Source organism: Sporosarcina sp. FSL K6-1508 (assembly GCF_038007465.1).
Lineage (GTDB): Bacteria > Bacillota > Bacilli > Bacillales_A > Planococcaceae > Sporosarcina > Sporosarcina psychrophila_B.
Window position 1 is genome coordinate 1,061,296 of record NZ_JBBOXF010000001.1, and the last position, 19,211, is coordinate 1,080,506.

Here is a 19,211-nt window from a genome sequence, read left to right on the forward strand (position 1 = left end):
AGTACGAATACGAAGGAGGAGTTATTGTATGAGTATGCTTTCACGGATTGCGCTAGCTCTAGTTATTATCGGTGGACTTAACTGGGGTTTGATCGGTTTTTTTCAGTTTGATTTAGTTGCGACATTATTTGGTGGTCAAGATGCATTCTTATCTAGGGTGGTCTATGGTCTTGTAGGGTTAAGTGCCCTGCTATGTCTCGGTCTGTTGTTTAAGCCTAGCGAAGAGATCGACACGGTTACCGACCGGCATTCACGTTTCTCCAATCCTAATTTAGGTACAGAATTCGGCGAGGAGGCGGATTTCAGGAAAGAGCGGGACGCTGAGATGAAAAAAGCGAATCGCAAGGATGATGCAGACTGATCGCAACAAAAAAACAGCCACATTCATTTAAATGAAAAATTAGGTGCCTGGTTCTAAAGCAATTCAGAGTTGTTTTAGCACCAGGCACCTTACATTAAAAAAACAACATGCAGAGGAAATCCTTTGCATGTTGTTTTTATTATCAACGCTTTACTTTTTAAGTGAATACTTCTTCCCTTTTTGATCCATCACTTCGATATGGGTTGCAGTGACGCGCATTTCTTTGGCAAGGATGTTCGAAAGTTTGCTTGTTTTCTGATCCAGCAAACTATATTTGAACACTCCTTTTTTATTAAAGTAGTACATTGTGGAGTGATCGAATGCTACGGATTTATTGTTTTGGTTGACTTTAATATGCTTTGGTGTAAATGCAACGTCATCGAAAATGACGCGAGCATCGAATCTGAATTCTATTTTCTTATCACTGCCATCCATAGCTGTGGATATTAACACGAGCGGGTCATCTAATGGAATGTTTTCATCAAATGTGTAATCGAAATAACGCTCTTTGTTCTTTTCATTTGTGTAAAAGATTCGATCGTTCCAAATATACATGTTTCGGAACGTATAACCTGAAGGGTGGCTCATGAATTCAAAGTTTTGGCTATCTGTCTGTACTTTCATCAATCCATACGATGCTGGAAGTTCGCTCATTTCTCCGACAGAATGCCAGTAAGGAATATAAATATCTTCGTTATACAAAATAAGGGGGAATCCGGTCAATAACAGGGTTTGAAAGTAATCTTCTTTCTTTATGTCTAAGTTGTTCAACAACATATCTTTTTTACCTGTTTTTTGATTTTCTTTAGTCACATAAAATCTGAAATCATCTTCTTTACTAATAGTGTAAATGGAACCATTCTGTTCGACAGTCTTTCCTTTGTTGCTGACATATGAATGATATTTGCCTAATTTCATATTGTCATCTAATGCTCGAACGAGAAATGCCGAAAAGTGGGCACGGGTGACAGATTCTGAAGGCATGTACCTTCCATTAGACCCGCCTGCAATCCGTTGTTTTGCAATCCCGTTAATGTCTTGATAAGCCCAATGAGCAGGCGAGACGTCAACGAAAGTAGCTTGCGTGTCTAATGGTAATTCAAATGAGCGGCGAAGAATCGCTGCCATTTGAGCGCGAGTTGTTGTTTCGCCAGGGCGCATAAAGCCGTTGTCGCCGCGAAGAATTCCTTTTTCATGTACGGTTGCTAAAACCGCGTAATTAGGTGACGTTTTGGCAACATCCTTAAATTGAACGGAAGTATTTACCGTCAAAGGGATATCCAATGCTTTGATGAGCATTGTAGCCGCTTGTGCTCTTGTGAGGGGTTCATTTGGTTTAAATGTCCCGTCAGGATAGCCGCTGATGATGTGATGGTTATACAAATACATAATCTCTTCATGTGCCCAATGGTTCTTAACGTCGGGAAATTGATTGTCAGCAGCCTTTGCTTGAAAAGGCAGAGCTAAGAAAAGCAGGATTGCCATGGACAAAAACGCTAGTTTGTTTTTCAAGATATAAACCTCCTAGGGGCTGTCTTTATCCAAGTATACTATAAAGAACAATTATTGTCAGAATTCGGTGTATGAAAAAACCAAGATCGATTGGCGCACAGGCTTGGATTCATTGAAGATAGGATGGACGTCTTTTGGGACCAGGTATCGAGCCGATTTAGCATAGTTTCGATTCATACTTTTGTATTCAGGTATGATAATCTCACTTTTCTTTGTTATTTTAGCCCCGTGATCCTGTATCATTGACCGAGCTTTGATGGAGAATCGCAAGTAATTGTTCGGCCATATAATCGGATGGATATAAGAATTCGCTGTCAATCCAAACGGTTATCATTCCCCAAATTGCGTATGCTTGGTAATTGGCTAGCATCTTGCTATTGGTTTCTGTATGTAAGGGTCTATTGGATATGTCTTGAAGGATAAGTTGTGATAATTCGTTGCAGACTCTGGCTTGTAGACCTGTTAATATATTGGATTTTCCTAGTAATGTATAAAAATTGGCGTTAGTCGCCACGTGTTCGAATATTTTAATGGCTGAAGCGGTAAGCTTGCTGACTTCAAAAACAGTCAGGCTTTCATAAGGTGCACGGTAAGATGTGATTAAATCCTTCATGACTTCATCGATTATTTCTTCCAACAGTTCTTCTTTCTCTGCATAGTGTTTGTAAAATGTTCCCCGATTAAGATCGGCAAGTTGGACAATATCTGTAATTGAAATATGTTTGAATTCTTTTGTTTGCATTAAGGTTAGAAGTGCGTCTTTTAGTGCCACTTTTGATTTTCGAATCCTTCTATCCACGCTTGGTGATGGATCAGACATTATTAACCCCCTCATTTTTTAGATAAACGAACAAAACTTGAATAGAGTGTCTAATAAGCAACAAGCCTGTGTTGATTTGCTGATTGAATGAAGTAGCTTGAATTGATTATACTATAAATGAAAGATAGTAAACATCTGTTCATTATCGTTATTGTGAAAACGCATTCAATTTAAAATAGGAGGGAATAAATTGAGACTTCAAGACAAAGTAACGGTTGTAACTGGGGCCGGTTCAGGCATGGGGAAAGCAATCGCTATGCTCTATGCGCAAGAAGGGGCAAAAGTGGTTGTGTCCGATATTAACAATGATTCTGCTAATGCAGTGGTAGAAGAAATTAAATCGAATGGCGGGGACGCCATTGTTGTCGTTGCGAATGTTGCCAAAGAAGAGGACATTCAAAATCTAATTGACACAGCTGTCAGCACGTATGGCACAGTTGACGTGTTGGTGAATAATGCCGGTATTATGGACAACTTTGAAGCTGCGGGTGATATTGAAGACGATAAGTGGGATCGGATTTTCGCGATAAATACGACGAGTGTTATGCGTTCAACACGTAAAGTATTGCCGATCTTTTTAGCAAAAGAGCAAGGCGTGATTATTAATATAGCTTCAGCAGGAGGACTATATGGTGCTCGTGCTGGTGCTGCATACACGGCATCTAAACACGCTGTTGTTGGCTTTACAAAAAATACGGGCTTTATGTACGCTAAGCAGGGTATTCGATGTAACGCTATTGCCCCAGGGGGAGTAGAAACGAACATCGGATCTTCGATGACATCGATCAACGAGTTTGGGATGGGACGCATTCAACCGGGACTTGCAATTAATCCACGGACGGGCAAGCCTGAAGAGATTGCAAAGGTGGCATTGTTCCTAGCTTCAGACGATTCGAGCTTCGTCAATGGTACGGTCATAACGGCAGATGCAGGATGGACTGCTTATTAATTTGAAAATAGATATCTGGATCTGAAACAGTTCTGAACTGTTTTAAATCCAGATTTTTTTATTTATATCTTTAATTTTTTTATAGTTGAGTTAATTTCATAATCCTAAGCCCTTACGTATCAAGGCTTTCAAGACATAAAAAATAGAGCACCTCCCCAAATCCTGTATAATGTAAGTTACGACACATACATAACAGACTGGAGAGATGCCCCTATGTCCATTATACGACAACAAAGCCTGTTTGACATGCATGAATTATATAAGATGGAACCCACCCATCATTTTGAAGCAGTTTTTTCAACAGTTAACTTAAATCCTATCTTGAATCTATTCGATAAACCGAAAAAAGTAGGTGCACCTAGAGAATTGAATTACGGTGCCATGATCTATTCACTTATCGCTCGCGTCGTCGAGCGTATTGTGACAATCAAGGATCTTGTCAGACGGTTGGATCGTGACCCCATTTTTCGTTATGACTGTGGTTTTCTTCATTCCGACCAAATCCCATCCGAAGCTTCTTATTCCAGGATGATTACCGTCATCAGTGAATCAGATACGATGACCCAAATTCATGACAATCTTATTTTGCTGGCCATCGATGAAGGGCATATTGGCGAAGAAAACATCGCCATTGACGCCACCCATTTCGAGGCGAGGGATCGTGCCCAGGCTTCCGAAAAGAAAGAAAAGCCGGCTTCGAAAAAGCGCGGTCGCAAGCCAAAAGCCGAACGTGAACAATGGTTGAAAGAAAAACAGGCGGCGGAGAAAGCGCGTCCGATTTATGAAAAAGAGATTGTACATCAGCTATCCGAATCAGTAGAAACGTTGTTTAAAGAGGCCCCTATCGATCCGAAATGGGGAATCAAGAAAAACAGTGATGGAAAAAACACCTTCTGGTTTGGTTATAAAGGTCATTTGGCCGTCAGCACAAAAAGCCAATATATTCTTACGGGTATGATGACGTCCGGTAGTCTCAATGACGGGAAAGCAGCCATTCCATTATTGAAGAAAATTGATCGGGACCTTCCAGCTTTATTTAACACAGGTCTTTTCGATGCCGGTTACGACTACGAACCGATTTATCAACAATTGACTGACCAAAATCTACAAGCCGTCATTCCGTATAATCGACGCAACGAAGGAGAGATGGTCGGTTACGACGAGCATTTCGCACCGACGTGTGTCGTAGAGCATTCCTATCTTTACGATAGCTTCGATCCGAAATACAAGACACTGAAATATACACGCCCGAAAGAATGTGCGACCTGTCCATTACAACACGACACCCTTTGTCAAAAGACCTATAAAATTAGACAATCCACGGATTTCAGGAAGTACACCAATCCAGCCAGGGGATCGAAAAAGTGGGATGAACTGTACAAGGAACGTACCGCTGTCGAACGGGTCAATGCGTATTTAAAAGAATTCTTCGGGCTCAATAATGTCCGTCATCGAACTGGAAAGAAAGCGAAGCTGCACTTCCAATTGGTGACGCTTGTTTATAATGCTTCAAAATTAGCCACGGATCGGATCAGAGTAGTAATGAAGCAACAGTCGTTACAAGTAGCTTAACTACATCGAAATTTTATTTTTAAAAAACTTGAAAATCATCAAGGGGCTACTCTACACATTTTTAAAAATGGCTATTATGAAATTGATTCAGTTAAATGATCTTTGAGAAATAAAAAAACACATAGTGTATCTTTTGTAGTCCATTCCACCGGAATCTCATCCAACTTAATTTTAGTTGCCTGTTCAAGATACTACTCAGTTAATACAATAAATTGAGTAGTTATAAAACGGAAATCATATATACACGAAAGTATCTATCTTGTATAAGTATATATTCACCGTTGATGAATTGTTTGCCGTTTTTTCATGCACAGGCACCGGTGACTAAAACTTTTATAAACAGCCATGATGAAACAAACATATAAATATAATAAGAGGTAGTTCCCACAAGTATATTTGTGATTAGGGACTGCCTTTTTTGTATAAGCATTGGTTAACAAATGTGCAAGGTATATAGAATAATTTTGCTGGAAAGGAGGATTTTCTTATGAAGAATAAAAAAGAAATCATGAGGATCATTCAGCAATTGGATCATCATATTGCAGATGATTTTGAGGCACAGGACCTAGACTTTAAACAGTGGAATTTTAGTGCTGCAGAGGAAAATATCAATAAAATGATTAAATACGCTGTTTGTATGGCAAATGGCGGCGGGGGCAGTGTTGTTTTCGGCGTGGCCGACAAAGTGCGGGGAATAGACAATGTTTTAATAGGGATTCCATTTGATGTAGACATAAAAGAATTACAAAAAAGGGTGTTTGAGAATACAGATCCACACATTATTCCTTCATTTTATGAACTATTTTATAAAGAACATTCGATCCGTCTATTAGTCATGAACATTTTGCCGGAAACACCGCCTTATGCAACAACAGAAGGTACAGCAACCATTAGACAAGGGAAAGAATGTCTGCCGTATAGGAACGACTCTTAGGGATAGTCTGATTATATGATGGGATTACTGAATTAAAATAACCTCACTTTATACCATTTCAGAGAGCCTTTTCAATGTAATCACATGATGAATATGAATCTGACGAGGAAATTTTAAAATCAAAAAATGACATGCAATCGTATTTATTAGACCTCACCGCGCATACTTTCAGGATATTTTACAATACTAAGCGTTCCGTAACTTATCTTATTTGCAGGAAGGGAGAGGTGTAAATGGCTAAGGATTCAGACACAAGTTGGAAAAAGGATAATCCAAGCACTTTTTTAGGCAACTCCGTTCAAAAGGCGGATCGTGCGGTGAAGCAAGCAATGTCACATCCGGAAGAGATAGCAGTTGAGCATGCTTTCAATTCAATATCACGTGCGGAAAAGGCATTTTTGCATGCTGAACAACATAATGAGCAAGCGAATTCAGTCCAGCAAAACAAAGAACAGTTAGACTTGATGAAGCAACAATTGAACGATGTCCAGGGAATTGTAGAAGAGCAATAATATGTGACAATAACCCCCGCAAGTCTCGACTGGGTATATTGATCGTGTCTAATTCATCGATACAGAGTAAACAAAAAAGGCGGCATTTCGTTCAGAATCCAACGAAATGTCGCCTTTAAAAATTCGGATTTACTTACCAGAGTTTAAAACGTAGGTCCCTCCGCTAGATCCGCTTCTCCTCTTTCACCGATACTATCTCAGCGTCAGCTCCGAATTCTCCCCTGACTACTTTCCTTGCACCGACGGGGGTTCTCGCGGTGACTTGTTTGATTTGCTTTGTTCCGTTTAGTTTCATTTCCACAACGAAGCATTTTGATCCGCACATCATATGAATCCCTCATTTCTTACGTTTTTCGGTTCATTTCCTTCATTGTAGGATAACTACGCTTTAATGGGAAATCTATCGCCGTGTCGACTTGGAAGAGTCCGCGTATCATTCGAAATTGATTGTAGTCCTACCATCATCAAAAACATTGCTATAATAAGGGAGTGTCAAATGCTGAACCAAAGCTTTGACGCTCTTTTTACATTTATAAAGTGAGTTTTAGATTCGATATGACAGATTATACTAGTCAGTGAGTGCAAACCCTCGCCAGTGTATATGAAGAAATCAATCGCATGATTGATGGGTTTGAGCTAATCCCGGAAGCGCTGTTGGGGTAGAAGAGATTTATGGCACGACAAGAAGTAAATAGAGAACGTATGTTGATATTGAGCACCAGATTCGCTTGGAACGTAGTTATTATTAAAAATAATAATATTGAAGGAGGCGTTAAATTGGGATACGTTTTAGATCACGTTGGAATTGCTGTTAGAAGTATTGATGACGCACTTCCCTTTTATCTTAATGTTTTAAATGGTTCATTAGAGGACCGTTATACAAGTGATACACCTGGTGTTGAAGTGTACGTTGCTGTTGTCAGAACGAATGATAAAGTAATTGAATTACTGGCACCGACGAACAAGAACTCTCCAATGGCTCGTTTTATTAAGCAACGGGGAAAAGGGGTGCATCATATTGCATATCGAGTTGACGATTTGGACAAAGCAATACTTGAAGCAAGTGAAAATGGAGTTCGTTTTCTAGAGGACACACTACGCACCAATGCACGTGGAAGAAGGCTCATCTATATTAATCCCGCCTCAACTGATGGTACTTTGATTGAACTTTGTAGTTATTCAGAGTAAACCTAATTAGAATTATCTTTATTAGAGGAGCTGTCGATTATGCATATTCGTTGTACGAAGAAACTTTTAGTTGAACTTAAAGTCGAACCTGAATCAGTTGCGGAGGACAATCCACTTTTCTCTTGGCACGCAAATTTAATCATGGTCAATCGTAGGAAAGCGGTTGTGTTAGTGAATGATCATAATCGTTATGCCGTTGTGTTGTACGGCCTGAAAGCGAAAGACTTTAAAAGGCTCACCGAGATTGCCCTGCAAGGAATCCGTGAAACATTCCAGGGGGAAGGGATATCGGACGAGGTGATTGACCAGTATTTACTTCATGCCGGTGAAGTTTCCGCTACGAAAACAAAGGATCGAACTTCTGTGGCAAGAATGAATAAGGCTTGTGATAATGCATACTTTTTTGATGAGTTATGGGATAATGATTCTATTTTCCAGCCGGACATGGGCAACAGAATTAGCCGTTTTTTAGTTGGAGATGGAAAAAACAGCTATATTCAACCGAATGAAGAGATGTATAAGGATCTTACCCTTTTTGCAGGCCAATCCATTTTTGAAGCAAAAGCAGCAATTTTAAAAGTGACACTTAGGCTTGAAAACCGTCATGTATGGCGGCGACTTGTGGTCCCTATAAACAAAACGTTTAATCAGTTGCATCAAATTATACAGATGGCCTTTGGATGGCAAGATAACCATCTTCATGACTTTTATGTTTATGGAAATGTGGTTAATTCGGAAAATCACATAACTGTTGGGCATAATGAAAAAATCCAAAAACCGATCATCAACCTTGTTTGTGATCAAGAAGCTTTTTCTTATCCTAGGGAAGTGGCCATGAAGCATGAAAAAGGTGTGAAGCTATCGGAATATATCCCTGCATACGATAAACTGACATACAATTATGATTTCGGTGATGACTGGAAGCATGATATCGAAGTAGAAAGTATTGTAGAGAACTATGATTCCAACTCTCCTGTTTGCTTGGAAGGGGAAGGGAATACACCACCAGAAGATGTAGGCGGTGAGTATGGTTATGAAGAATTTCTCGGGATTCTTGCTGATCCCGCTCACCCTGAGTATGAGCATATGGTTAATTGGGGACGGATGCAGAGTTATCAGGATTTTGCTATTGACTATATAAATATAGAATTGAAGAGATTTTAATCGATTAAGGAAGAAGTCTCCTTCCTCAACGCGAAACGTATGTGTGAGAAGAATGCTTGCCGTTGGTGTTGATTGGTAGGAAACATTTGTTTTGATATTTTGGCACCTGTGTAAGAAATAACATGAATGTTTAAATTCTCGTGGTTGTTTGCTAAAAAACCTCTTTTGTTGAGATTTAAGAAATGGATCAGGATCCTGGCAAGGTACGCTTTATCTTTGTTAACAATATCATCTTATGAGAAGTTGCATGGATACATTGCTGGTGAGCAGCACATGTGGATCCAGATTATCACTTTGTCTTTGTTAAACAAAAGTGCGCGATTGCTTCCAAATCGCACAAACAGGCTCTGCATTAGTTGTGATTTAGTAAGACCACCTACTTCTACCGTTCTTGTGATGGACAGATAATTGGGATATATTCACTTATTTTTGATGTTCATATATTGTCTCCCTTCTAATCCACCAAATACATATAAATATATTCTGTTGAATAGCTCATTTGTAGAAAATTGATCTTACTTAAAATCAATAAAGTTTGTATAACAAGCATACCGTTTTCGATTCCAGAAGTATGAAGTAGCGGAAAATAGTTTGTCATTTAGTGGTGATAACTATGTCAATGATGGTGCACTTCATTAGTTTTAATCACTTAGAAGAGGGCGCAAATCATTCGAAGTCAATTGTAGTTCTACCATCATCAAAAACATTGCTATAATAAGGGAGTGTCAAATGCTGAACAAAAGCTTTGACGCTCTTTTTACGTTTATAAAGTGAGTTTTAGATTCGATATGACAGATTATACTGGTCAGGGAGCTGAAATAGAGATGAACAAGAAGGACATTGCAGCGATTCGCAAGCAATTTAAGTTAGATACGGATTTACTGAAAATCACTGAGATTTATAAAGTGTATATTAAGCAGGAGAGCAGTGATTTCTATCATGAGGAAAGCCAGTCATTTTCCCTATTGGACAGGGAGCAACAGGAGTTGTTTCTGACCAACTTTAAAAAAGTGTTAGGTGGAAAACTAGGGTTGAAACTATTTGAGGTGAAGTTTCAAGAGCAAGCGGAGGAGCAAACGGATCATACGCAACGACTTTTATATGAGGGCCTCCATTCGGATGAAGTAGGAGATTGGAAAGAGAATATGCAAAGTATAGCCCGGAAAATGGTGCAAGATTCTCAATATGAAAAGGATATCGTTGTGACTTTTATCCGCGGTACTTATTTTAAACCGACGAAAAGGAATCATGATGAAGAGGAAGTCGCAAAGCAGGATGAAGTGTACAAGAACCCATTCATTCTCTGCAGTATGAATCAGACTGAACTGCCGAAACGGTCACTTGTATTTGATTTCAATGAGAAGGAATTTAAGTCGCGTGACATGCTCGATCCGATCATCAATTTAACTTCTCCAATTGGTGGATTTGTGTTCCCTTGCTTTACTGACAATGCGGCAGACGTCAATCACATCTTGTATGCTGCTGGCAAAGCGAATAAGCCAGATTACCACTTCATCGAGAATGTGCTGGACGGCGAAGAGATTATGACTGCTGAGGATGATAAAGCCGTCTTTGAAGAAATCGTAAAAGAAGTGGCTGGTAATGAGATGAATACAAGAACCCTTGCCAGTGTATATGATGAATTAAACAGTATGTTGCTTGTGGAAAACGAGGAAGAAGATGAAAGTCTTTCTACTTTGGATACTAAAGAAGTGGAGCGTGTGCTGAAGGCAAGTGGAGTGAAAGATGTGAGCACGGAAATAGTGGAAAGGGCATTTCAGAAAGTAATCGAAGACAAAACATATGAAATGAAGGCAAGCCATATCGTTCCAAGTTACACAACCAAGTCCATCAAGATTGAAACGAAAGTAGCAAACATTGCTATCAGCCCACAAGACTTGAGATATGTGAGGCAGGTCACTGTCAATGGAAAACGTTGTATTTTGATTGAGGTAGAAGAAGACACGATAATTGAAGGGTTTACGCTGCTTCCGGAAGAACTGTTGGAGTAATTGTAGCTTTATAGACCGAACACCAAGTGGGCATAAATAGTTAGGGGCATCTAGTGGTGGCTTCCCAGCGGTAGTACCTACCCCGAATAGAAGCGGGGTTAGGACCTTTTGGATGGAAACCCTGATTTTTACCATCTATCAAATAGACGATAACTATTATATAATAGTTAATATAAACTATAAATAATTGCAATGGCCTGTGATATTGTTTTAATTCATACAGAAAAGGTATGTGACTAGTCATTTTTTGGCTTGTTGTGACGCCTAAGCAGGAGCGCCTACATCCTTTCTGCAAATCTTAAAGTATGAGGATGATAAAAATGAGCAACAGCGAAAAGAAAACAGACGTCATCTTAATTGGTGCCGGAATTATGAGTGCGACTTTGGGAACAATGCTAAAAGAATTAGTACCGGAATGGGAAATAAAAGTATTTGATAAGCTCGCAAACGCGGGGGAAGAAAGTTCTAATGAATGGAATAATGCAGGAACGGGCCATGCGGCACTGTGTGAGCTTAACTACACAGTTGAAAAACCGGATGGATCTGTAGATATCAGCAAAGCTATAAGTATTAATGAGCAGTTTCAAGTTTCAATGCAGTTCTGGTCGTATCTCGTAAACAATAAGCTGATACATAATCCACAGGACTTTATTATGTCATTGCCCCATATGAGTATGGTGCAAGGGGAACAAAATGTAGCGTTTTTAAAGAAACGTTTTGAAGCGATGTCAAACAATCCTTTGTTCCAAGGAATGAAATTTTCCGATGACCCAGCAAAACTGATGGAATGGATTCCGCTTATTATGCAAGACCGCCCATCGAATGAAGCGATAGCGGCAACAAAAATTGACTCTGGTACAGACGTTAACTTTGGTGCTTTAACGCGCATGTTATTTGACCATTTAAAAACTAAAAATGTTGATATCAACTATAACCATAGTGTTGACGCTATTAAACGTACGAACGATGGCTCATGGGATTTGAAAGTGAAGAATGTCGATAGTGGTAAGGTCGAGCACCATACTGCAAAATTCGTCTTTATCGGAGGCGGTGGAGGAAGTCTGCATCTACTGCAAAAATCCGGTATTCCTGAAGGAAAACATATTGGCGGATTCCCGGTAAGTGGCATATTTATGGTGTGTAATAATCCAGATGTTATCGCGCAACATCATGCAAAAGTATACGGTAAAGCACAGGTTGGAGCTCCTCCAATGTCTGTTCCGCATCTTGATACACGATTTATCGATGATAAAAAATCGTTACTATTTGGACCATTTGCTGGCTTCTCACCAAAATTCCTAAAAACAGGTTCAATGTTTGACCTAGTAACTTCCGTAAAACCGGATAATGTCCTAACTATGTTGGCGGCAGGCGCAAAAGAGATGTCATTGACCAAATACTTGATCCAACAAGTGATGTTATCGAAAGAACAGCGTATGGAAGAGTTGCGCGTGTTTATCCCGAACGCGAAGAGCGAGGATTGGGATTTCGTAGTAGCCGGCCAACGTGTACAAGTTATTAAAGATACTGCTGACGGCGGTAAAGGAACGCTCCAATTTGGTACCGAAGTTATCACTGCAGCTGACGGCTCGATTGCAGCATTACTAGGTGCTTCTCCAGGTGCTTCTACTGCTGTTCACGTTATGCTTGAAATAATTCAAAAATGCTTCCCGGAACATGTGAATGAGTGGGAACAAAAAATCAAAGAAATGATTCCATCTTATGGCTTGTCGCTAATGGAAAATCCGGAGCTTCTGGACGAAATTCATGCTTCGACAGCAGAGACACTTGGTCTAAGCGGAAAAGAGCTAGTCTATAGTTAATTCTTTAGACGTGGAAGTTAAGGTATTTATATATGTTGAATTAAAGAATCCCATTGAATCTGCTGTGGTGCTCAATAATGAGAGAGTTGGAATTCTGGGTATGGATTGTAGAACGCTTGTCGCTTTGGGACGCCTTTGCTGCGCCTGCGCTAGGGTGTTCAGTATTGAGAGAAATGTGATTTTGAGATGTATATGCCGAGATTATAATGTGGTTACTAGTTGATACTACTTATAATCAAGAAAGACGCACCCCAGGTTGCAGATCTCATCACAGATAATGAAATGCTCTTTCTCCATAGAACATCCAGCGAAGGCGCGACTTCGTGGTAGCCGTAGCGATAAGATTGAAAGTGGTCTTCTTTCTGGCTTATCGCGGGAGGCATCCACAAAGCGCCGAAGCGGTATTAGCAGGATTTTTAATTCGTTCCAAGTATTAGACCTTTTTCAGAGACCTCCCAAAAGAACTTGTAAAGCACATATGCCATATTCATTTGTTCAACATATATAGCAACACTTTTCACTAATGGACAATCATTTCTTTGATAAAAGGATTAAAAAAGCAAATACTGCCCGCCTGAACAATAGGCGGGCAGTATTTGCTTTTTACGTTTAAATAGAAACTTTTTTCAGCAAAACACATACTCGAATTGCTACAATGATCTCCACAATATTTTGAAGTAAGTTTCCGGGAGTAGAAGCCAATTGCCAAATAGGACCCGTTCGCAAATATAACAAACACCTAACATAACGGGAATTGAACTGATGGTGGCTAATAGATTGAAAGCAATACTATTTCCTTTGCGAACGAATGACCAAGCAATTTTACCAACTATATAGCCTTGCAAGCCTCGAGCCACAAAGGTAAAGGGGGCCCACAATGTCCAATCAAATAATAGTGAAATAATTCCATGCCAATAGCGCCAGCGAGTACCTCTTTTTTAGGGCCAAAAAGAATAGCTGCGATAAAGAACGTGGCTGTTTCAAGATGAACCAATCCACCATTTGCCACAATAGGTAGTCTGAAATTGAATGTAAGGGGTGTAACGAGTACGAGTGCAATTAACATTGCGGTTAGGTTCATATCAAACGTGCTTGATTTCATAGTTATAATCCTACCTTTATTTTTTCTTTGTCTGGAGTCCTGACTTTTTAAATCTGTTTTCGTATTCACTGATAACCTTAGCGAAGAAAGGGTATACATAAAAGTATCGATTTAGTGTAAAAGGTAGGGAGCAGTTTGTAGGGAAATCAAAAAAATGAGTGGTGAATCATGAGTTGAAATTGAATCTAAATACACATTAAACGCTATGTAAGAAATAATTAGTATCTTGTTTTTATTTTAAAGTAGTTACGGAAACTAGAAGGAAGCCTTGTAGCCGGTCGCGTTCATTATCTAAAACTAGGTTGATAGTATTGTAACCTTTTTGTTTTGGAATCGACTAATAGGGTGAAATGAAAAGGAGATGTTTTTTATGAAAAAGATAAAATTCGTACCATTCGCTATGACAGCCTTGTTACTAGGGGGGGCAACTGTAGCAACTACAACGTTTGCCGATGAAGCACCTACAGAAGAAATGGAAGTACAACCGGTTTTCATTAAAATCGCAGGCACAATTGACAATGTGGATGTACGCGATAATGCGACGTACTATACAATGAAAGACGGGGAAAATATAAATGTACTAGCGGTTACAGCTGATACACTTGTATTTGATAATACAGGTAAAAAGGTGGAGCTGAAAAAAGGCGATAAAGTAGAGGCTCACACATTTGCAAATAAACCAATGTTAGCAATTTACCCACCACAGTATAGCCCAGAGGTAGTTATTGTCAAAACAGAGGCAATGGGTGAAGCAACTGTAGGAACATTTGATAAAGACTTACTGGATGCTAACTTGTCATTAAAATTAAATGTCAGTGAAGAGACGGAACTATCAAGCTTATCGGGCAAAGAAGTAAAAATCACTGATCTAGCCGACAAAAATTTACTTGTATTCTATACAATTACAACAATGAGTATCCCTGCACAAACACCGCCTTCAAAGGTAGTTGTATTGGATCAAAAAGAAGCGGATCAGGAAGCTCCAGGAGACTCAGTTATCGAAGAAATTATTGCTAATGATTTCTATGATGTGGACGGAACAAAAATGGTACCACTTCGACTTCTTGTTGAGGAACTTGGTTATAAAGTGAAATCGACTGGTAAAGGAGCAATCATTTCAAAAGGTGCTCTAAGCTACACAATTACACGGGGTGAAAAAACGTACGGCTATAACAAAGCACTTCTTAATTTTGATGTAGCTCCAGCTCTTCTTGAGCCAATGAAAACGTATGTCCCTGTTGAATTTATTCGAGAATTAATAAAGTAAGAATGTCGAGTAATCAGGCGGTGCTCAGGTACCGGTCCCCTGAAGATAGGTTTGAAGTCTTTAGGAGGCCAGTACCAAAACCCCTTGCGTAATGAGAGGTGCCCGTTTCCAAAACAGTTCGAAACTGTTTTGGAAACGGGCACCTTATTTCAAAAGGTAAGAAAGTATAAGATTTTGAACATGGAGCAGTGTCTAGCTTCAGCGCCTCTACCAAGGCGCTGGAGCTTTTCTTATCTTTACCTGGTCAATTGTCAATTTTCATTATAAAACTTAGATGTCTTCCGCATTTTTTGTCTTGACGATAAGAAAAACCAGCCGGATCTATATATGTACAAGTCCGATCAATTGTAATTCGCTCAGCTGGAATCCCCGCCATCTCACATTGCTTTTTCACAGTAAGCTGATTATCAATGTGGTACTTGCGAGTCTGGTCATTGTAATACATAAACTCATCCGTATAGCCAAGCTCTTTAAATTTTATATAGACATCTTCATCGACTTCAAACTTTTTCTGGCTTAGTGCTGCACCAATCTGGACGTGGAAATCACTCGGATTGCAGTGCTCAACTTGTGTTAAATGCTCGAAAAGTTTCGAGGTAATTTCTTTGACTGTACCTTGCCATCCGGAATGGATCACGCCAATGAGACCATTCACTTCATTGTAAAAAATCACGGGGACACAATCGGCAGTGAAACTACAGAGCACGAGATTGGGCTCATACGTATACAGGGCGTCTGTGTCAGCAATGGCGGTATGTACGCGGTCTGCACCTCGACCTTTGTCATCTGGCGTTACCCGATGGAAATAGGCGCTATGTGTTTGTGTGGCACAAACGAAATTGTCTAGCTTGCAATGCAAGGAAGTAGCTAATTTCTTGCGATTTTCCACTATATTAGTAGGGGTTACGCAGGCATGAAGCGCCATGTTGTTGTCTTCAAGTTCGGATTCATCTTTCATGGTCATTCCTGCTATAAATTTGTCATTGTTTACGTATATGTTTGTTTTCATATCATCACCTTATTTTACTATATAGTTGTGTACTACTGATGTACAGGGCAGTATGAAAGTAATTTTTTCGGAGTAAGTGGGGGCTGTTTGCCGCAATTTAATCGAAAAGGATTATGAAATACGTCAGGACTTTAGCCGATGAAAACAGTGCCTGTCACACTTATGGTGAACAGGCACTGATTTTAGCGCTTTCTTTTGTTTTTTTTACCATCTAAGTTTAGAAATTCGCTTTCGCTTGCAAACTCAACATCATTTTTCGGCTTAGTATCGTATTTAAGGGCGTTCCGCTGTTTCCCCTTATCTTTATTTTTATTTTTGTTTTCCTCCGACATGACTCGAACCTCCTTTTGTAGATTGATTTCTTCTCTATTATGTTCCTGCGGAAGAGTTTTATGTAAGATGATGAAAAACAGGTACCTCAGACTATCATTATTTTTGGCGCAGGCATTCCCTAAGCGTTGAAGTAGATTTGAAAGGGATCTCTATGTCCTTTACTTCTTTGGAGAGTGTTTAGTATGGCTTTATCTATTCAGTGTGTGAGGCCAGCCAGCTGCTGACACGGTGCATTTATAACTCATATTCTTTACATGGCTGGAAACCCTGTGGGAATTTCATGTAATCGTAATGATTTCTTTCATTTTCCTCTGTTTTTCCAATATACTATTCATAGGCGTCATGAATGCTAATAAGACGGAAGAGTAAAGGGGAATGAGTAAGATTCGAATCAATTGGAAGAGACTTCTTTTACTTTTTGCTGCTGTCTTCGTGATCCTCCAAATCGTCGGCAGCTTCTTTTTCTATGAATTAGCAGTCAAGCGGGGACCGAAAGAATTTTTGCAGAAGAATACAGATTTGGAAGTGTCGGATAAGGCAATGGACCTCTTTTTGAACGGAGAATGGATTGACTGGGTGGCTGCTCAAAAATTTGAACACCTTACATTAACATCACGCGACGGACTGAAATTGTCAGGCTACTATTTGCCAGCAGCCAAGCCAACAGAAAAACTGGTCATTTTAACACATGGTTACTTAGGAAATGCGAAGCAGATGGGGCTATTTGGACAGCATTATTATAACGATTTGGGCTACAATATCTTTATGCCTGATGCACGGGGGCATGGGAAGAGCGAGGGAGATTATTATGGGTTTGGCTGGCCCGAACGGCTTGATCTAATCGATTGGACACACTATTTGGTGAAGAAACTTGGACCGGATACTGAGGTGGCCTATCATGGCTTATCGATGGGCGCGGCGACCGTCTTGATGGCTAGTGGAGAAGAGGAACTTCCCAGCCAAGTCAAGGCCATTATAGCGGACAGCCCGTATGAGTCAGTCTACCAATTATTCAAATATCAAATGAATCGGATGTTTCATCTGCCGGCATTTCCGATGTTAGACAGTACGAGTGTGTTAACGAAAATGAGGGCAGGTTATTCATTCAGGGAAGCAAGTGTGCTGAAAGAAGTGCAGAAGACGAATGTCCCAATTCTATATATTCATGGAGAAAGCGATACATTCGTTCCAGCGAAGATGGCAAAGAATTTATATCAGCAAACTTCAAGTGACGCAGAGCTCTTGATTGTTCCGAAAGCGAACCACGGTGAATCCATTGCATTAGACGAAGACAAATACAAAATGGCAATTGATCATTTTCTTAACCGTTATATTAAATAGTGTCAGGTAACTATTCAGAGTAGCGGCTTATATGCTGGTGTTCTTCGTACAAATACCCACCACATAAATAATGCAATAAATAAAGTAAAGCATTATACTGATAACTACTGTGCAAATAGGAAAGGTTTTGGGGATAAAGATGAATAATAATGATATATTAGTCAGATTAAGATATGCGTTGGATATAAAAGATGCAGAAATGGTTGAGATTTTTGGACTTGGCGGAATTGAAATAACAAAAGAAGAAGTACAAAAACTATTATTAAAGTCAAAAAACAGAAGCAATAATGAATCGGAAGATGATGAGTTGTTATTTGATGAGTATATGAAAAAACTAGACAACCATACATTGGAGTCCTTTTTAAATGGTTTTATCATATATAAAAGAGGGCCACAAGATTCAAACGCGGAGAATACCGAAAAACAAGCTTTAATGATAATGAATAATAAAAACGTTAATAACATCTTGCTTAAGAAAATGAAAATTGCACTTTCACTTACAGGTGAGGATATGCTCGACATCTTAAAAGACACAGAAGTCACTATTTCAAAAAGTGAATTAAGTGCTGTTCTTAGAAAAGAAGGACATCGAAACTACAAAGAGTGTGGCGATAGATACGCCAGAAACTTCCTAAAAGGATTGGCAATTAGATATCGGAAATAATTAAATCCATACCTAGTGCAGCCTATGAAGAATTAAATAAATAAAAAGGCCAAGATTCCCAACCGAATCTTGGTCTTTATTTTTGACTGAAAAATTAAAGATTGTGCGAAGACGACTTACTAGGGATAGCGGAAGCCCTAAGAATGGCGGCATCCCCTTGCGCCGCAGTGAATTCGAAGGGATTCTTTATTTCAACATAGATAGGAAAACACCTAAGAAGTTAATTATCATTAAGAAATGAAACTTTTTAAAGCCAAGGGCGTATTATTAATACGGTTATTTAAAAATTCGATTAACTGTATTTTAAGAAGAGAGTGGAATGAAATGAGGAATTTCAAGGGAGAGGTACGTATGAAACTTAATTTTAATTTAGGATCCTTTATACTTTCTTTATTTTGTATTCCTATATTTTTCATGGCCATACTCTCTACAAATTTTTTTAGATTTTTTACCAAATTCATAGGAATCCATCCATTAAATATTGTCTTAAGCATTACAGTAATCGCATTTTTTCTTGGATTTATCGGGTTAAAGGACGTAAGTGAGTGGAAATCGATGGCTAGAAGTATATTTACTATAACTTTTACGATGGGTTTATCGGTGGTATTAGTTTCTATTCTATTCATTGGAAAATTGCTTAGTTAAACT

17 protein-coding genes and 1 pseudogene are annotated in these 19,211 nt (G+C 39.3%); 12 read left to right on the plus strand and 6 right to left on the minus strand.

Features of this window, described 5'->3' with window-relative positions; translation table 11 throughout:
• Positions 1–28: 28 nt before the first annotated feature.
• Positions 29–361: a DUF378 domain-containing protein gene (locus MKZ11_RS04930; RefSeq protein ID WP_340792899.1), complete on the plus strand. Its 333-nt coding sequence runs from the start codon at positions 29–31 to the stop codon at positions 359–361.
• A 150-nt stretch (positions 362–511) separates the two neighbouring features.
• On the opposite strand, the gene MKZ11_RS04935 is transcribed toward MKZ11_RS04930, so the two are convergent.
• Positions 512–1,873, minus strand: a complete 1,362-nt coding sequence (locus tag MKZ11_RS04935; protein WP_340792900.1) for an S-layer homology domain-containing protein — start codon at positions 1,871–1,873, stop codon at positions 512–514.
• Positions 1,874–2,093: 220 nt separating this feature from the next.
• A complete protein-coding gene (locus MKZ11_RS04940) occupies positions 2,094–2,693 on the minus strand; it encodes a TetR/AcrR family transcriptional regulator (RefSeq protein ID WP_340792901.1) in 600 nt (199 codons plus the stop codon).
• A gap of 190 nt (positions 2,694–2,883) precedes the next feature.
• Between MKZ11_RS04940 and MKZ11_RS04945 the strand changes: the two genes are divergently transcribed.
• The 8 genes from MKZ11_RS04945 (at position 2,884) to MKZ11_RS04980 (ending at position 12,847) form a co-directional block, all read left to right on the plus strand.
• Positions 2,884–3,642 (plus strand): SDR family oxidoreductase, encoded by a 759-nt coding sequence (locus tag MKZ11_RS04945; RefSeq protein ID WP_340792902.1) that lies wholly within the window; start codon positions 2,884–2,886, stop codon positions 3,640–3,642.
• Positions 3,643–3,855: 213 nt separating this feature from the next.
• Positions 3,856–5,214 carry an IS1182 family transposase gene (locus MKZ11_RS04950; RefSeq protein ID WP_340792672.1) on the plus strand — a complete coding sequence of 453 codons (1,359 nt, stop codon included), beginning with the start codon at positions 3,856–3,858 and terminating at the stop codon, positions 5,212–5,214.
• 487 nt (positions 5,215–5,701) lie between these two features.
• Complete coding sequence (locus MKZ11_RS04955; protein ID WP_340792903.1) at positions 5,702–6,148, plus strand: ATP-binding protein; 447 nt, start codon at positions 5,702–5,704, stop codon at positions 6,146–6,148.
• A 233-nt stretch (positions 6,149–6,381) separates the two neighbouring features.
• On the plus strand, positions 6,382–6,660 hold the full coding sequence (locus MKZ11_RS04960; RefSeq protein WP_340792904.1) for a hypothetical protein: 279 nt from the start codon (positions 6,382–6,384) through the stop codon (positions 6,658–6,660).
• Between the two features lie 777 nt (positions 6,661–7,437).
• Positions 7,438–7,848, plus strand: a complete 411-nt coding sequence (locus MKZ11_RS04965) for a VOC family protein (RefSeq protein WP_340792905.1) — start codon at positions 7,438–7,440, stop codon at positions 7,846–7,848.
• Between the two features lie 39 nt (positions 7,849–7,887).
• Positions 7,888–9,012 (plus strand): plasmid pRiA4b ORF-3 family protein, encoded by a 1,125-nt coding sequence (locus MKZ11_RS04970; protein ID WP_340792906.1) that lies wholly within the window; start codon positions 7,888–7,890, stop codon positions 9,010–9,012.
• An 824-nt stretch (positions 9,013–9,836) separates the two neighbouring features.
• Positions 9,837–11,024, plus strand: a complete 1,188-nt coding sequence (locus MKZ11_RS04975) for a DUF4317 domain-containing protein (protein WP_340796921.1) — start codon at positions 9,837–9,839, stop codon at positions 11,022–11,024.
• Between the two features lie 320 nt (positions 11,025–11,344).
• Positions 11,345–12,847, plus strand: a complete 1,503-nt coding sequence (locus tag MKZ11_RS04980) for a malate:quinone oxidoreductase (RefSeq protein ID WP_340792907.1) — start codon at positions 11,345–11,347, stop codon at positions 12,845–12,847.
• 609 nt (positions 12,848–13,456) lie between these two features.
• Here the strand turns inward: MKZ11_RS04980 and MKZ11_RS04985 are convergent.
• Positions 13,457–13,949: pseudogene (locus MKZ11_RS04985) on the minus strand (ECF transporter S component).
• A 370-nt stretch (positions 13,950–14,319) separates the two neighbouring features.
• On the opposite strand from MKZ11_RS04985, the gene MKZ11_RS04990 reads away from it, so the two are divergent.
• Positions 14,320–15,216 (plus strand): stalk domain-containing protein, encoded by an 897-nt coding sequence (locus MKZ11_RS04990; RefSeq protein WP_340792908.1) that lies wholly within the window; start codon positions 14,320–14,322, stop codon positions 15,214–15,216.
• Between the two features lie 244 nt (positions 15,217–15,460).
• Here MKZ11_RS04990 and pgeF read toward each other — a convergent pair whose 3' ends face one another.
• Positions 15,461–16,225, minus strand: a complete 765-nt coding sequence (gene pgeF, locus MKZ11_RS04995; RefSeq protein ID WP_340792909.1) for a peptidoglycan editing factor PgeF — start codon at positions 16,223–16,225, stop codon at positions 15,461–15,463.
• 182 nt (positions 16,226–16,407) lie between these two features.
• The gene (locus MKZ11_RS05000; RefSeq protein ID WP_340792910.1) at positions 16,408–16,557 is read right to left on the minus strand and encodes a hypothetical protein; all 150 of its coding nucleotides are present in this window, start codon (positions 16,555–16,557) and stop codon (positions 16,408–16,410) included.
• Positions 16,558–16,933: 376 nt separating this feature from the next.
• On the opposite strand from MKZ11_RS05000, the gene MKZ11_RS05005 reads away from it, so the two are divergent.
• Both MKZ11_RS05005 and MKZ11_RS05010 read left to right on the plus strand, forming a co-directional pair.
• Positions 16,934–17,899 carry an alpha/beta hydrolase gene (locus MKZ11_RS05005; protein ID WP_340792911.1) on the plus strand — a complete coding sequence of 322 codons (966 nt, stop codon included), beginning with the start codon at positions 16,934–16,936 and terminating at the stop codon, positions 17,897–17,899.
• Positions 17,900–18,032: 133 nt separating this feature from the next.
• Positions 18,033–18,563 carry a YehS family protein gene (locus MKZ11_RS05010; RefSeq protein ID WP_340796922.1) on the plus strand — a complete coding sequence of 177 codons (531 nt, stop codon included), beginning with the start codon at positions 18,033–18,035 and terminating at the stop codon, positions 18,561–18,563.
• Between the two features lie 230 nt (positions 18,564–18,793).
• On the opposite strand, the gene MKZ11_RS05015 is transcribed toward MKZ11_RS05010, so the two are convergent.
• A complete protein-coding gene (locus tag MKZ11_RS05015; protein ID WP_340792912.1) occupies positions 18,794–19,189 on the minus strand; it encodes a hypothetical protein in 396 nt (131 codons plus the stop codon).
• Positions 19,190–19,211: the final 22 nt, after the last annotated feature.